The following is a 12831-nucleotide window of genomic DNA, read 5'->3' as shown; positions in this document are numbered from 1 at the left end:
ATTACACTGCGAGATCATGTGGTGCCCGAGTGTTTCGTTGTCGATGTGGGCCAACGCCTGGCTCGCGGGCAAGGCTGCGCCCGACGACGTTTTGGACGCGTTATCCCTATGGGCACCAAGACAATCGGTCGCCGCGTATGATGCCGTCGCCGCCGGGCATACCGGCCTACCGTGGCCGGACGTGAACGATGCCGGCACAGTGTGTCTGCTTCAGACGTTGCGCGCGGCGGTGGGCCGCAAGTCGCCGGCGGCACCAGGCCGACTGCGCGGGACCATCAACGTGGTCCTGCCCGTGCCCGGCGACGTTCGGGGGCTGTCCGCGGGCACTCAGTTCGAGCGCGACGCGCTGGCCGCGGGCGAAGCGGTGATCGTCAGCAACCCCGACGAACCCGGCGCGGCGATCGGCCTCGTCCCCGAGTTCACCTACAGCGACTTCGATGACATCGACGACGAGTCCGTCGTGCCGGAATTGTGCGCTCTGACGTGGATGGTGTACTCGCTGCCCGCGGCGCCGGTGTTCGACCACCACGAGCTCGGTGACGCCGAGTACGCCCTGCGGTCAGCGGTACGCTCGGCCGCCGACGCGTTGAGCACCATGGGCCTAGGCTCAGCCAACAGCGACATCGAAGACCCGCGCGGCATGGTGGAGCAGCTGCTGGAATCGTCGCGCCAGCACCGGGTTCCCGACCATGCGCCGACGCGCGCGTTGCGGGTGCTGGAAAACGCGGCGCACGTCGATGCGATCATCGCGGTCAGCGCCGGGTCGAGTCGCCTGCCCGACCGGATGGCCGCCGCACCGGAATTGGCGGGTACGCAGTCGTCCTCGGAAGGGCAGATCGCTACCAACGCCCTGCGGCCGTTGACCGCCGTGGTGCGCTCGGCGCGGATGGCGGCGGTCACCGCGATCCTGCACTCGGCCTGGACGGATTAGCCAGCGGCGCAATGCGGCGGCCCGCACCGCTCGCCATTGGCGCTGCCCAGACAACCCGGTACCGGGTCCGGGGCGCTGACCCGCGCGGGCGAGCGACCGTCCCGCAGTTCACCGATCAAATCCACAGCGAGCCTGGCGAATCGGCGATCGGCATTGGGTGTCGTGGCGCGGGCGAATGCGACGCCCAGCGCCTCGGCCTGCTGCCGCAGCTCAGTATCCAGATCCCAGACCACCTCGATGTGATCGGCGACAAATCCGATGGGACAGACGATTACGGCTTTGGTACCGGCCTGAGCCAACGACGCCAGATGGTCCCCGACGTCGGGTTCGAGCCAGGGCACTTGCGGTGGCCCCGAACGGGACTGCCACACCAGGTCGTAGTCGTCGTACCCAGCCGCTGAGGCGACAAGCCTTGCGGCGTAAGCGACTTGGCGGCTGTAGAGGTTCGGGCCGCAGCGCTGGTCGGCCGCGATCGGGACGGAATGCGCAGTAAACACCAGCCGGGCCTCCGGGGGCACGGTTGCCGCGGCCGCGGCCACCGCCTCGGTGAACATCTCGACGAAAAGCGGATGGTCGAAGTAGGTCCGCAGCTTGACGAGTTCCGGCGCGCCCGGGCCGGCCGCTTCGCGGGCCCGTGCGATGTCCTCGACATACTGCGTGCAACTGGAATAGCCACTCCACGCTGAGGTGGTGAACACCGCGGCCCGCCGAACGCCGTTGTCGCGCATGGCTTTGACGGTGTCTTCGATGTAGGGCTCCCAGTTGCGGTTGCCGAAATACACCGGCAGGTCCTGCTCGGCCTGTAGCTCGCCGATCAGCGCGCGATTGATGCCGTTGATCGGGGACACGCCCCCGAAATGCAAGTAGTGCTGGGCGACGTCGTCCAGCCGCTCGGGCGGCACATTCCTGCCCCGGGTGACGTTTTCCAGGAACGGCCGTACCTGTTCTGGCCCTTCCGGCCCGCCGAACGAGAGCAGCAGGACGGCGTCAAAATCCATGATGCTTATAGCAATTGGGTGTGGGCGCCGCCGTCGGCGTAAATGATGTCGCCCGTCGTGGCCGGCAACCATTCGGACAGCACCGCACACACCGTCTTGGCCACCGGGGTCGGGTCCTTCATGTCCCAGCCGATCGGGGCACGCTGGTCCCAGCCGTCCTCGAGCAGCTTCATCTGGGCTCCGGCCTCCTCACCGAGCGCGCCGCCGACGATGGCGCTCATCGCCAGGGTCCGGATCGGCCCGGCCGCAACGAGATTCGAGCGCACGCCGACCTTTCCGGCTTCGCGGGCCACGAACCGGTTGACCGATTCCAGCGCGCTCTTGGCGACGGTCATCCAGTTGTAGGCCGGCATCGCGCGGGTGGGGTCGAAGTCCATGCCTACGATCGCTCCGCCGCGGTTCATGATCGGCAGCAACGCTTTGGCCAGCGATGCGTAGGAGAACGCGGAGATGTGGATGCCCTTGGACACGTCCTCGTAGGGCGCGTCGAAGAACGGGTTGATGCCCATGCCGGTCTGCGGCATGAACCCAATCGAATGCACGACGCCATCGAGCCGGTTGTCCTCGCCGATCTCGGCCAATACCCGGTCGGCCAGGGTGGACAGGTGCTCCTCGTTCTGCACGTCGAGTTCGAGCAGCGGCGCCTTCTCCGGCAGCCGGTCGGCGATGCGCTGGATCAGCCGCAAGCGGTCGAACCCGGTCAGCACCAGCTGAGCGCCCTGTTCCTGCGCAACCCGGGCGATGTGAAACGCGATCGACGAGTCGGTGATGATCCCGGTGACCAGGATTCGTTTGCCTTCGAGCAGTCCTGCCATGTCTGTCCTAATGTCCTTATGTCTTGAGTGGAATCAGTGGCCCATACCCATGCCGCCGTCGACCGGGATGACGGCGCCGGCGATATAGCTTGCATCCTCGGACGCGAGGAAGCTGACCACGCCGGCGACCTCGGCGGCGGTGCCGACCCGCTTGGCCGGAATGAATTGCAATGCCCCTTCTTGGATCCGCTCATCGAGCGACCGGGTCATCTCGGTGTCGATGTATCCGGGCGCGACGACGTTCGCGGTGACTCCAGCCTTGGACAGCTCGCGGGAGATCGAGCGTGCCATGCCGATCAGGCCGGCCTTGGAAGCCGCGTAGTTGGCCTGGTTGCCGATCCCCCAGCTGCCCGAGACCGACCCGACGTAGATGATCCGGCCAAACCGCTTCTTCTGCATGCTGCGCGAGGCCCGCTGGGTCACCCGGAACGCGCCGGTGAGGTTCGCGTCGATGACCTTCTGGAAGCGCTCCTCGGTCATCCGGATCAAAAAGGCGTCCGCGGAGATGCCGGCGTTGGACACCAGCACCTCGACCGCACCCTGGTGCTCCTCGACCTCTTTGAAGGCGCGGTCAACGGCGTCGTTGTCGGTGACGTCGCACTCGACGCCGAAGAGGCCCTCGGGCGCGCCGGATCCGCGGTGGGTGACGGCGACCTTGTGGCCGTCGGCGGCTAACCGCTGCGCGATCGCGAGTCCGATGCCCCGGTTTCCGCCGGTGACCAGGACTGAACGCGATACGAACGGGGGTTTGCCGGCGGCGGGGGCGGCTTCAGTGGCTGTATCAGTCACCCCGTCAACCTATCGCCTCGCCGTGGTTGCCTTGAAATCGGCTGGTTCGCGTTGTGCCTGCGAGCCGAACCAGGCTGCGACATCCAGCCCGAAATTTCGCCGTGCGGTTCGGTTCGCGGAGCGCTGTCAGTGTGACGCAGCACACTTCGACCATGACAGCTCCGTTCATGGGCAGCAGCGCCCTGGCTGCGGGCGCGCTGACGCCCTATCAACTGCGTAGCCGTTTTACGCCGATACACAAGACGTCTACGTGCCTCGCGATGTCGAACTGACCGCACACTTGAGGGCTAGGGCGCTGTGGCTGCGCTCGCGCGGGCGAGGCGTGCTGGCGGGCTATTCGGCGTCCGCCCTGCACGGGGCGAAGTGGATCGGCCCCGACCTCCCGGCGTCGATCATCTATGCCAACAGTCGCCGCGAACCAGGCGTTCAGACCTGGGAAGACCGCATCGAGCCCGACGAGATATGCCTGATCGACGGCATGCGCGTCACGACTGCCGAGCGGACCGCTCTGGACCTCGCCAGCCGGTTGCCGCTCGACACCGCGGTCGCTGCAGTCGACGCCCTGGTGCAGGCAACCGATGTCAAGGTCGCGGATGTCGAGCTTTGGTCGAGCGGTATCGGGGCCGTCGCGGCATCAAGACCGCCAGAGCTGCTCTCGACCTGGTCGACGGCGGCGCGCAGTCACCGAAGGAGACGTGGTTGCGGCTGCTATTGATCCGCGCGGGCTTTCCGCGTCCGCAAACACAGATCGCGGTGTGCAACGAATGGGGTTGGGCAGAGGCGTACTTGGATATGGGCTGGGAGGACATCAAGGTCGCCGCCGAATACGACGGCGACCACCACCTGACCAATCGTTACCACGTTCGGAAGGACATCCGGCGGCACGAAAAGGTGACACACAGCTACGGCTGGATCGTGGTCCGGGTGTTAGCCGGCGACCATCCGAACGACGTCATCGATCGAGTGCGGCGGGCCCGAGCGGCGCGAGGGGCCCACGACAAGCTCACGAACCAAACCACACTGCTGAATCCGCGCCCAGAAATCGCAGCCAGGTTCGGCTCGTAGGCACAGCGGCCAGGAAACTAGGTGGGCAGGCGCCGGTTGATCAGCAGCGCCGCCAGCCCGGCGACCGCCAGCACGAAGGCGCCGAGCCGCAGCCAGCCCACGCTCGCGTCCCCCTTGATGGTCTCGTAACCGATCTGCTGCTGCAGGGAGGCGTAGACCGCCTTCAATTCGGCCAAAGTCGCGGCGTTGTAAGCGTTTCCGCCGGAAAGCTGCGCAACCTTCTTCAACGTCTCGTCGTCGACGGGCACCGGCTGGCGCTGGTCGTTGATCTCGACGAAACCGTATGGCGTGCCGAAGGAGATCGTGGAGATGGGCACGCCCTGGTCCTTGGCGGTGCGCGCAGCGGTGAAGGCACCCTTGGGGTTGTCCGGGTTGGTCGGCATCGTCTCTTTACCGTCGGAGAACAACACGATGCGCGCCGGCGGTGGCGTGTCGCCGCCACCGATCACCGCGCCGACGGTGGCGATGGCCTGCAGCGCGGTGAAGATGCCCTCACCGGTGGCGGTGCGGTCGGCGAACTGCAACTTGTCCAGAGCGGCCTTGGTGGCTTCGCGGTTGGTGGTGGGCGAGACCAGCACGGTTGCGGTGCCGGCGTAGGCGATCAGGCCAAGGTTGATCCCCGGTGTCAGCTCGTCGGCGAACTGCTTGGCCGCTTCCTGCGCCGCGACCATCCGGTTGGGCTCGACATCGGTAGCGCGCATCGACTGCGATACGTCGATCACCAACATCACCACCGCGCGGTTGCGCGGGATCCGCACGTCGTTCGTCGGCCCCGCCATCGCCACGGTGAACAGCACCAGCGAGAGCGCCAGCAGAATCGCCGGGACGTGCCGCCATCGCGAAGGTCGCTTGGGCGCAACACTTTCCAGCAATTCCATATTGGCGAAGCGCAACATCCGCCGCTGCCGTGCCAGCTGCAGCACCACATACAGGGCGACCAGCCCGGCGACGACGAACAGGAACAGGAAAAACCATGAGTGTTCGAAGCCGGACAGTGTCATCGGCCCCAGCAACGGCAACGTCATAACAGACCCGTCTTAAAGGTGAGCAATTCGGTCACCGGCGTCCCGCCATCGCCCCACGCCGGCGGGAGGAGATGAAACGAACGATGTCGGCGATCCAGTCACGGTCGGTGCGCAGCGTCATCACCGGTGCTCCGCAGCCACGGATGGTGCGAGCCACGTCGTCGCGGTGCTTGGCCGCGGCTTTGGCGAAATCGGTTTGCAGCTGCGTGTCGATCGTGAATTCGCGCACGGCGCCGGATTCGGCGTCCTGCAGCACCACGTCGCCGATATCGGGTAGTTCGACGTCACGCGGATCAAGCACTTCGATGGCCAGCACCTCGTGGCGGGCCGCGATCGCGCGCAGCGGGCGCATCCAATTGATCGGCCCGAGGAAGTCGCTGATGATGACCGCCATACCGCGACGCCGTTCCGGTCGGCGCAGGGCGTCGATGGCCGCGGCGAGGTCACCGCGCACCCCGACTGGCGCCTTGGGGGTGGTCGCGATGGTGCGCAGCAAGGTGTGTACATGCTCCCTACCGGACCGGGCCGGCACACGAATCATGTTGTCGCCGTTGGAGATCAGCGCACCCAGCCGGTTGCCGCCGCCGACGTTGAGGAAACAGATTGCCGCCGCGGCCGCCACCGCCAGGTCCCGCTTCTCGCACGTGGACGTGCCGAAGTCCAGGCTGGCCGACATGTCGACCACCAGCCAGGTCTCCAGCTCGCGGTCGGCGATCATCTGCCGAACGTGGGGGTGGGTGGTACGGGCGGTGACGGCCCAGTCCATCCGGCGCACATCGTCGCCCGGCTGGTAAACCCGCGACTCCCCCGGTTCGCTGCCCGGACCCGGGATGAGACCGAGGTGGTCGCCGTGCAGGATGCCGTCCAGCTTGCGGTTGATGGTCAGTTCGAGGGTACGCAGCGCCGCCGACAACTTCGGGTCGTCGATGGTGCCGCGCAGCATCGAGGGCGGATGGCGAACCGCCTTCTTATCTGTCACCGACCGCCCACCGCGGCGCCCTGCATCACCGGGCCAACCGAATGTCCTTGCTGCGGAACAGCGTTCACCTGCGGCAGGGCCACCGTCTGCAGGACTCGGTTGATAACGGTCTCGGCGGTGATCTCGTCGGCGAGCGCGTCGTAGGTCAGTACCAACCGGTGCCGCAGCACGTCGGGGATGACGTCGATGATGTCCTGCGGGATCACGTAGTCACGCCCGCGCACCAGCCCCAGGGCCCGGGACGCGGCGATGATGCCCAGCGAGGCACGCGGTGAAGCGCCGAACGCGATCCAGGTCTTGACGTCGTTCATGCCCAGCTGCTCGGGGTGCCGCGTCGCGGTCACCACCCGGACGACGTAGTCGACCAGCGCGTGGTGCACGAAGCTGTTGGCGGCGACGGTCTGCAGGCGCAACAGGTCGCCGGTGTTGAGGATCTGCTTGGGCTGCGGCGGGGTCACACCCATCCGGTAGATGATCTCCCGCTCCTCCTCGGGGGACGGGTAGCCCACGTTGATCTTGAACAAGAAGCGGTCGCGCTGCGCCTCGGGCAGCGGGTAGACACCCTCCTGCTCGATCGGGTTCTGGGTTGCCATCACCAGGAACGGATTGGGCAGCGGGAAGGTCTTACCGCCGATGGACACGTGGCGTTCGGCCATCACCTCGAGCAGCGCCGACTGCACCTTCGCCGGGGCACGGTTGATCTCGTCGGCGAGCAGGAAGTTGACCACCACCGGGCCGAGTTCGGTGTCGAACTCCTCCTTGCCCTGCCGGTAGATCCGGGTACCGACGATGTCGGTGGGCACCAGGTCCGGGGTGAACTGGATACGGGCGAAGGTCCCGCCGACCACGCGCGCGAAGGTCTCCACCGCCAGGGTCTTGGCGACGCCGGGCACACCTTCGAGCAGCACGTGCCCCTTGGCCAGCAGTCCGACCAGCATGCGCTCCACCAGCTGGTCCTGGCCGACGATGATCCGTTTGACCTCGAAGATGGCCCGCTCGAGGGTGTGTACCTCGGCGGCCAGGCCATCCGCGCCGCCTGGAGAGCCACCTACGTGCGCCTCCTGGGTCGGCGGGGCCGAATGCCCACCCGGACCCGGGTAACCGCCTCCTGCTGATGTCATCAACAACCCTCCACAGCTCATCCCGACACGACTGCCGACCCGACTAATGTCACCGGGCAGCGACGTGCCCGCGTTCAACTATTCCAGGCGTCTGGGGATCCGTCGACGCACGGTCAAGCAGCCCACCCGGCTCAGTACTCGATGATCCTAGTCAGATAGGGCGTCATCCCGGGCTTGCGCACCGGGCTGATGGTGACCTTGCCGGCCAGGCTGGAAGCCTCCAACATCTGCCCGTTGCCCAGATACATGGTGACGTGCTGGCTGCCGTTCGGCCCATAGAAGATGAGGTCGCCGCGTCGGGCCTCGTTCTGCGGAATGTGGCGCCCGGCGTTGTACTGGTCGCCGGAGAACCGCGGGATCAGCACACCGACGCCGGCGAACGCGTACCGCATCAACCCCGAACAGTCGAAGCCGTTGATGTTGGCCCCGGAGTCCACGCCCTTGCTGGGCCCCTCCAGCGAGCCCCCGCCCCACGAGTACGGCACGCCCATCTGCGACCCGGCGCGCTTGATCACGTGCTCGATGGCCTGCCTGCCGTTTGCCCGCGGGATGCGGCTGCCGCTGGTGTTGGTCGACGCGGCCGGCGCGGCGGGGCCGCCCAGGTTGATGCCCAACCCGCTGAGGAACTGCTGACCCAGGTTGAGGGTGGTCTGGGTGGCTTGAGCGGTGGCCTGCAGCGAGGCGTTGGCGACCGCGAGCGGGTCGCCGGGAGCGCCGGCGCTGATCGCCGCCGGCAGCGTCGGGTCCCATTCGCCCGGGTCGGCCGTGGCCGGGGCGGCCACAGTGAGCAAAAGCCCGGTCACCAACACGGTGATCCAGGCTATGGAGAAACGAATTCGCTTGTGACGCATGAAACCTCGTTAATACTCGATATAGCGGACTACGAAGGGCGTCATACCGCTGGTGCGCACGGGGGCGGTCCGGACCTTCAGACCGATGTCGGGCGCCTCGAGCATCTGGCCGTCGCCGAGGTAGATGGTCACGTGCTGAGAGCCGCCCGGTCCGTAGAAGATGACGTCGCCGCGGCGCATCTGAGCGGTCGGGATCTTGCGGCCGAGGTTGTACTGCGAGCCGGAGTAGTGCGGCAGCTTGATGCCCACTCCGGCGAACGAGTACAGCACCAGGCCCGAACAGTCGAAGCCGGTGATGCTGGCTCCGGAGTCGATTCCTTTGCTGGGGCCGGCGGCGTTGCCGCCACCCCAGGAGTACGGCACACCGATCTGGGACATGCCGCGACGGATGACGTACTCGGAGGCCTGTCGGCCGTAGACCCGAGGGATCCGGCCCGACCTCGCTCCGGAAGGCGCGTTGGTGATGCCGGTGTCGTCGGGCTTAAGGATCCCCAACTGCTGCAGGAAGTTGCGCCCCATCTGGGCGGTGACCTGCGCCGACGTTGCCGAATACCCGAGCACCTGGTTCACGACGGCGATCGGGTCGCCGGGGATGTTGGCGCTGGGGACCTGCGGCAGGGTGGGGTCCCAGCCGTCCCAGCGGCGCCCGCCGCCCGGGCCGTCGGCGGAGTCCCACATGCCGTTCGGCGGCGTGCCCTGCCCGCCGGCGGCCTGCCACGCCACCAGTCGGGCCTGCTGCAGCTTGGCTTCGGCCTGTTCGCGTTCGGCGGCGACGCGGTTGACTTCCTCGCGCTGCTCGTCGAACTTGCGCCGAGTCTCGCTGAGCGCGGCCGCCGCCGCGTCCTGGCTGGCCCTGGCGTCCGCGGCGGCCTTGTCGGCTTTCTCCTTGGCCATCCGCGCAGCCGATTCCTTGTTCAGCTGTTCGGTGCGGGCCCGCTCCAGCTTGGCCATCACGGCCGCGGCACTGGCGGCCATGGTCCGGGTGGCGGTCGCAGCGGCGATCATGTCCTCGGGGCTGCGCGCAGTGAGGTAGCCGTCCGAGGGACCGTTCATATAAGTGGCCGCGGCGAAGGTGTTGAACCGCTGTTGGGCCGCGGCGATCGCGGCGGTCGCGTCCTTGACCGACTGCTGGGTGGCCTCGAGTTCCCGGCCGGCCACCTCGGCGTGTTCGCGGGCGTCCTCGACGGCCACCAACGCCTTGTTGACGCTCTCCTGCTCCATCTCTACTGCCGCGCTCAGATCTTCCAGGCGCTGGCTGGCCTTGGCAACATTGGCGATCAGAACCGCCATCGAATCAGCGGCGGGATCTGCCCAGGCGACCCCGGTGGCGAGCTCGGGCGTGCAGAACAGCAACGCCGCGCTCATTACCACCGGGACGGCTGGTCGTATCAGCCGGGCGGCGGTTCGCGTAGCGGAGCTGGGGCTTGTCCGTCTCATACGACGTCGATCTCCTTGGGGCTCATATCGGACGGACGGCGCCGGAATGCACTGGTAGCGCCATTAGCATCACAAGCATCATTCGCACCGTACGTCACAGCTGTCCCTAAAGAAACGCAAGTCACAAATTGCACTCTGGAAGTGCGTTTACTGTGACCCAACAGTGACCTGGTGGGTTTGCCGCACTAGCGGCTGACGTACTGCAGTGGCAGCACAAAAAGAGCGGTGAGCTCGCTAGACGCTCGGGTTTTGTGCGTCCGCAGCGATCTCTGCCGGGGCGTCCGGCGTTGCTGGCTGCCTGTTGCGGAGCTGCATGACGCGCCCGACGACGGCGGCAGCAAACACCACGATCAGCAGGACGATCGTCAACGCCGCCCAGGGGAACTCGGGGGTGTTGAGTTCGTTCAGGAAGTTCTGCGCGGACTGGGTGGGATTGCCGGTTTTGGAGTGGTCTTCACCGGCCTCGAGTGTCACGCGCGGGTAGTGCGAGCTGTAGCTGCCGACATAGCTCGGGCTGAGCACCAGCACCGTCGAATCGGGGTGGTCGGCGCCAACGACGGTCGCGATGTCGCGCAGCGGGGTGTCGCTGGGCGGGTTGTGGTCGAGCAGCACGATCTTGAGATTGATGCCATCGCCGCGAGCCTGGTTGACCACCTCGAGCAGACCGGGCTCGGCCGCCGGCGCCGCCGCGACCCCGTCGACGGCGACCTGTGCCTTGATCGACTCGATGTCCACGTCCTGCGGAATGTATTCCGGCAGAAACGGGATCGTCTGCGGCGGGTTGGTCATCGTCGTCGTCGCTCCTCTCAGCCCGAACGTCACGCTGGCGTGGCGCTCGGCTACCGCCGTCACTCTAGTGTGACGCTCGGCGCCCCGGTCGGCGTATCGGTCGGCGCGACGGGCGGGTGCGGGTCGGCCGCAGTAGACCCGGGCTTCCCAGGCCGAGCCGACAGGACAAGACTGGCCGGTACGGGTGCTGCGTATTGCAGGACAAGCGTACTGTTAAAGTGGCACCGCATTCGTTCGACACGGCCCGTCGGCGAAGAGAACTTAATCCAGGGAGTTGATGTGACTAGCAAAGGTTCGGTGAATTCGTTCGAAGCCCGCGACACCCTTGAGGTCGGTGACAACAGCTACGAGATCTATCGTCTCGACGCCGTCCCCAACACGGAGAAACTCCCTTACAGCCTCAAGGTCCTGGCCGAGAATCTGCTGCGCAACGAGGACGGCAGCAACATCACCAAGGAACACATCGAGGCCATCGCGAACTGGGACCCCGAAGCCGAACCGAGCATCGAAATCCAGTACACGCCGGCCCGGGTGGTCATGCAGGACTTCACCGGAGTGCCGTGCATCGTGGACCTGGCCACCATGCGCGAGGCCGTCGGCGACCTGGGCGGTGACCCCGACAAGGTCAACCCGCTGGCGCCGGCCGACCTGGTGATCGACCACTCGGTGATCGCCGACCTCTTCGGCACCGCCGACGCGTTCGAGCGCAACGTCGAGATCGAATACGAGCGCAACGGCGAGCGTTACCAGTTCCTGCGTTGGGGCCAGGGCGCTTTCGACGACTTCAAGGTGGTTCCCCCGGGCACCGGCATCGTGCACCAGGTCAACATCGAGTACCTGGCAAGCGTGGTGATGACCCGCAATGGACAGGCCTACCCCGACACCTGTGTCGGCACCGACAGCCACACCACCATGGTCAACGGCCTCGGCGTCCTGGGCTGGGGTGTCGGCGGCATCGAGGCCGAGGCGGCGATGCTCGGCCAGCCGGTGTCGATGCTGATCCCGCGCGTCGTCGGGTTCAAGCTGACTGGTGAGATCCAGCCGGGTGTCACCGCCACCGACGTGGTGCTCACCGTCACCGAGATGCTGCGTAAGCACGGTGTCGTCGGCAAGTTCGTCGAGTTCTACGGCGAGGGCGTAGCCGAGGTGCCGTTGGCCAACCGCGCCACCCTGGGCAACATGAGCCCCGAATTCGGCTCCACCGCAGCGATTTTCCCGATCGATCAGGAGACCATCGACTACCTGAAGTTCACCGGGCGCAGCGAGGAGCAACTGGCGCTGGTCGAGGCCTACGCCAAGGAACAGGGCCTGTGGCACAACCCCGAGCGCGAGCCGGCGTTCTCCGAGTACCTGGAGCTGGACCTGTCCGAAGTGGTTCCCTCGATCGCCGGACCGAAGCGGCCGCAGGACCGGATCGCACTGTCTGCGGCGAAAACGGCGTTCCGGGAACAGATTCCGAACTACGTCGGCGACGACCCCGACAAGAAGGACTACTCCAAGCTGGACGAGGCGGTCGACGAGTCCTTCCCGGCCAGCGACCCCGGCCAGCCGCAGAACGGGCACGCCGACGACAAGCCCGAGGTGTTCTCCGCCGCCCAGAACGCCAAGGGCCGGGCGAGCAACCCGGTGACGGTGAAGTCCGACGAGCGTGGCGAATTCGTGCTCGACCACGGCGCTGTGGTGATCGCCGCCATCACGTCGTGCACCAACACGTCCAACCCCGAGGTGATGCTGGGCGCGGCGCTGCTGGCCCGCAACGCCGTCGAGAAGGGCCTGGCCTCCAAGCCGTGGGTGAAGACCACCATGGCGCCGGGCTCTCAGGTCGTCAACGATTACTACGAAAAGCAGGCCTATGGCCGTATCTGGAGAAGCTCGGCTTCTACCTGGTGGGTTACGGCTGCACCACCTGCATCGGTAACTCCGGTCCACTGCCCGACGAGATCTCCAAGGCGGTCAACGACAACGACCTCTCCGTGGCCGCGGTACTGTCCGGCAACCGGAACTTCGAAGGTCGGATCAATCCGGACGTAA

At 66.6% G+C, this 12831-nt stretch carries 9 protein-coding genes and 3 pseudogenes; 3 read left to right on the top strand and 9 right to left on the bottom strand.

Annotated elements, in window-relative coordinates; genetic code table 11:
• The first annotated feature begins 16 nt into the window (after positions 1-16).
• Entirely contained in the window at positions 17-931 is a 915-nt protein-coding gene (locus tag BN972_RS09790; RefSeq protein ID WP_036357164.1) for a hypothetical protein, read from the top strand.
• Here BN972_RS09790 and BN972_RS09785 read toward each other — a convergent pair.
• From BN972_RS09785 to fabG1, 3 genes and pseudogenes are all read right to left on the bottom strand, one after another.
• Positions 897-1929, bottom strand: a pseudogene (locus tag BN972_RS09785) (ferrochelatase). The gene BN972_RS09790 and the pseudogene BN972_RS09785 overlap by 35 nt on opposite strands.
• Positions 1930-1934: 5 nt before the next feature.
• Positions 1935-2744 carry an NADH-dependent enoyl-ACP reductase InhA gene (inhA, locus tag BN972_RS09780; protein ID WP_036355732.1) on the bottom strand — a complete coding sequence of 270 codons (810 nt, stop codon included), beginning with the start codon at positions 2742-2744 and terminating at the stop codon, positions 1935-1937.
• A gap of 33 nt (positions 2745-2777) precedes the next feature.
• Positions 2778-3533 carry a 3-oxoacyl-ACP reductase FabG1 gene (gene fabG1, locus BN972_RS09775; RefSeq protein ID WP_036355729.1) on the bottom strand — a complete coding sequence of 252 codons (756 nt, stop codon included), beginning with the start codon at positions 3531-3533 and terminating at the stop codon, positions 2778-2780.
• A gap of 152 nt (positions 3534-3685) precedes the next feature.
• Here fabG1 and BN972_RS09770 point away from each other — a divergent pair.
• Positions 3686-4598: pseudogene (locus BN972_RS09770) on the top strand (hypothetical protein).
• 17 nt (positions 4599-4615) lie between these two features.
• On the opposite strand, the gene BN972_RS09765 reads toward BN972_RS09770, so the two are convergent.
• From BN972_RS09765 to BN972_RS09740, 6 genes are all read right to left on the bottom strand, one after another.
• Positions 4616-5623 carry a VWA domain-containing protein gene (locus BN972_RS09765; RefSeq protein WP_036355725.1) on the bottom strand — a complete coding sequence of 336 codons (1008 nt, stop codon included), beginning with the start codon at positions 5621-5623 and terminating at the stop codon, positions 4616-4618.
• A gap of 31 nt (positions 5624-5654) precedes the next feature.
• On the bottom strand, positions 5655-6566 hold the full coding sequence (locus tag BN972_RS09760; RefSeq protein WP_080696752.1) for a DUF58 domain-containing protein: 912 nt from the start codon (positions 6564-6566) through the stop codon (positions 5655-5657).
• A gap of 32 nt (positions 6567-6598) precedes the next feature.
• Positions 6599-7723, bottom strand: coding sequence for a chaperone MoxR1 (moxR1, locus tag BN972_RS09755; protein ID WP_036355719.1), 1125 nt, complete (start codon positions 7721-7723; stop codon positions 6599-6601).
• Between the two features lie 131 nt (positions 7724-7854).
• Positions 7855-8574 carry an NlpC/P60 family peptidoglycan endopeptidase RipB gene (gene ripB / locus BN972_RS09750; protein WP_036355718.1) on the bottom strand — a complete coding sequence of 240 codons (720 nt, stop codon included), beginning with the start codon at positions 8572-8574 and terminating at the stop codon, positions 7855-7857.
• Positions 8575-8583: 9 nt separating this feature from the next.
• Positions 8584-10011, bottom strand: a complete 1428-nt coding sequence (ripA, locus tag BN972_RS09745) for an NlpC/P60 family peptidoglycan endopeptidase RipA (protein ID WP_036355715.1) — start codon at positions 10009-10011, stop codon at positions 8584-8586.
• Positions 10012-10245: 234 nt separating this feature from the next.
• Positions 10246-10800 (bottom strand): Rv1476 family membrane protein, encoded by a 555-nt coding sequence (locus tag BN972_RS09740; RefSeq protein WP_036357162.1) that lies wholly within the window; start codon positions 10798-10800, stop codon positions 10246-10248.
• 39 nt (positions 10801-10839) lie between these two features.
• Here BN972_RS09740 and acnA point away from each other — a divergent pair.
• Positions 10840-12824 (top strand): annotated as a pseudogene (gene acnA / locus BN972_RS31170) (aconitate hydratase AcnA); the annotation flags it as partial.
• Positions 12825-12831: the final 7 nt, after the last annotated feature.

Source organism: Mycobacterium asiaticum DSM 44297 (assembly GCF_000613245.1).
GTDB lineage: Bacteria > Actinomycetota > Actinomycetes > Mycobacteriales > Mycobacteriaceae > Mycobacterium > Mycobacterium asiaticum.
The sequence above is the reverse complement of the archived record's forward strand: the minus strand, read 5'-3'. Positions and strand labels throughout refer to the sequence as shown.

What these genes read in the sequence shown, in the direction of transcription:
- BN972_RS09790 (WP_036357164.1), top strand. Translation starts at nt 17, where the DNA reads ATGTGGTGCCCGAGTGTTTCGTTGTCGATGTGGGCCAACGCCTGGCTC.
- inhA (WP_036355732.1), bottom strand. Translation starts at nt 2,744, where the DNA reads ATGGCAGGACTGCTCGAAGGCAAACGAATCCTGGTCACCGGGATCATC.
- BN972_RS09765 (WP_036355725.1), bottom strand. Translation starts at nt 5,623, where the DNA reads ATGACGTTGCCGTTGCTGGGGCCGATGACACTGTCCGGCTTCGAACAC.
- BN972_RS09760 (WP_080696752.1), bottom strand. Translation starts at nt 6,566, where the DNA reads ATGCTGCGCGGCACCATCGACGACCCGAAGTTGTCGGCGGCGCTGCGT.
- moxR1 (WP_036355719.1), bottom strand. Translation starts at nt 7,723, where the DNA reads ATGACATCAGCAGGAGGCGGTTACCCGGGTCCGGGTGGGCATTCGGCC.
- ripB (WP_036355718.1), bottom strand. Translation starts at nt 8,574, where the DNA reads ATGCGTCACAAGCGAATTCGTTTCTCCATAGCCTGGATCACCGTGTTG.
- ripA (WP_036355715.1), bottom strand. Translation starts at nt 10,011, where the DNA reads ATGAGACGGACAAGCCCCAGCTCCGCTACGCGAACCGCCGCCCGGCTG.
- BN972_RS09740 (WP_036357162.1), bottom strand. Translation starts at nt 10,800, where the DNA reads ATGACCAACCCGCCGCAGACGATCCCGTTTCTGCCGGAATACATTCCG.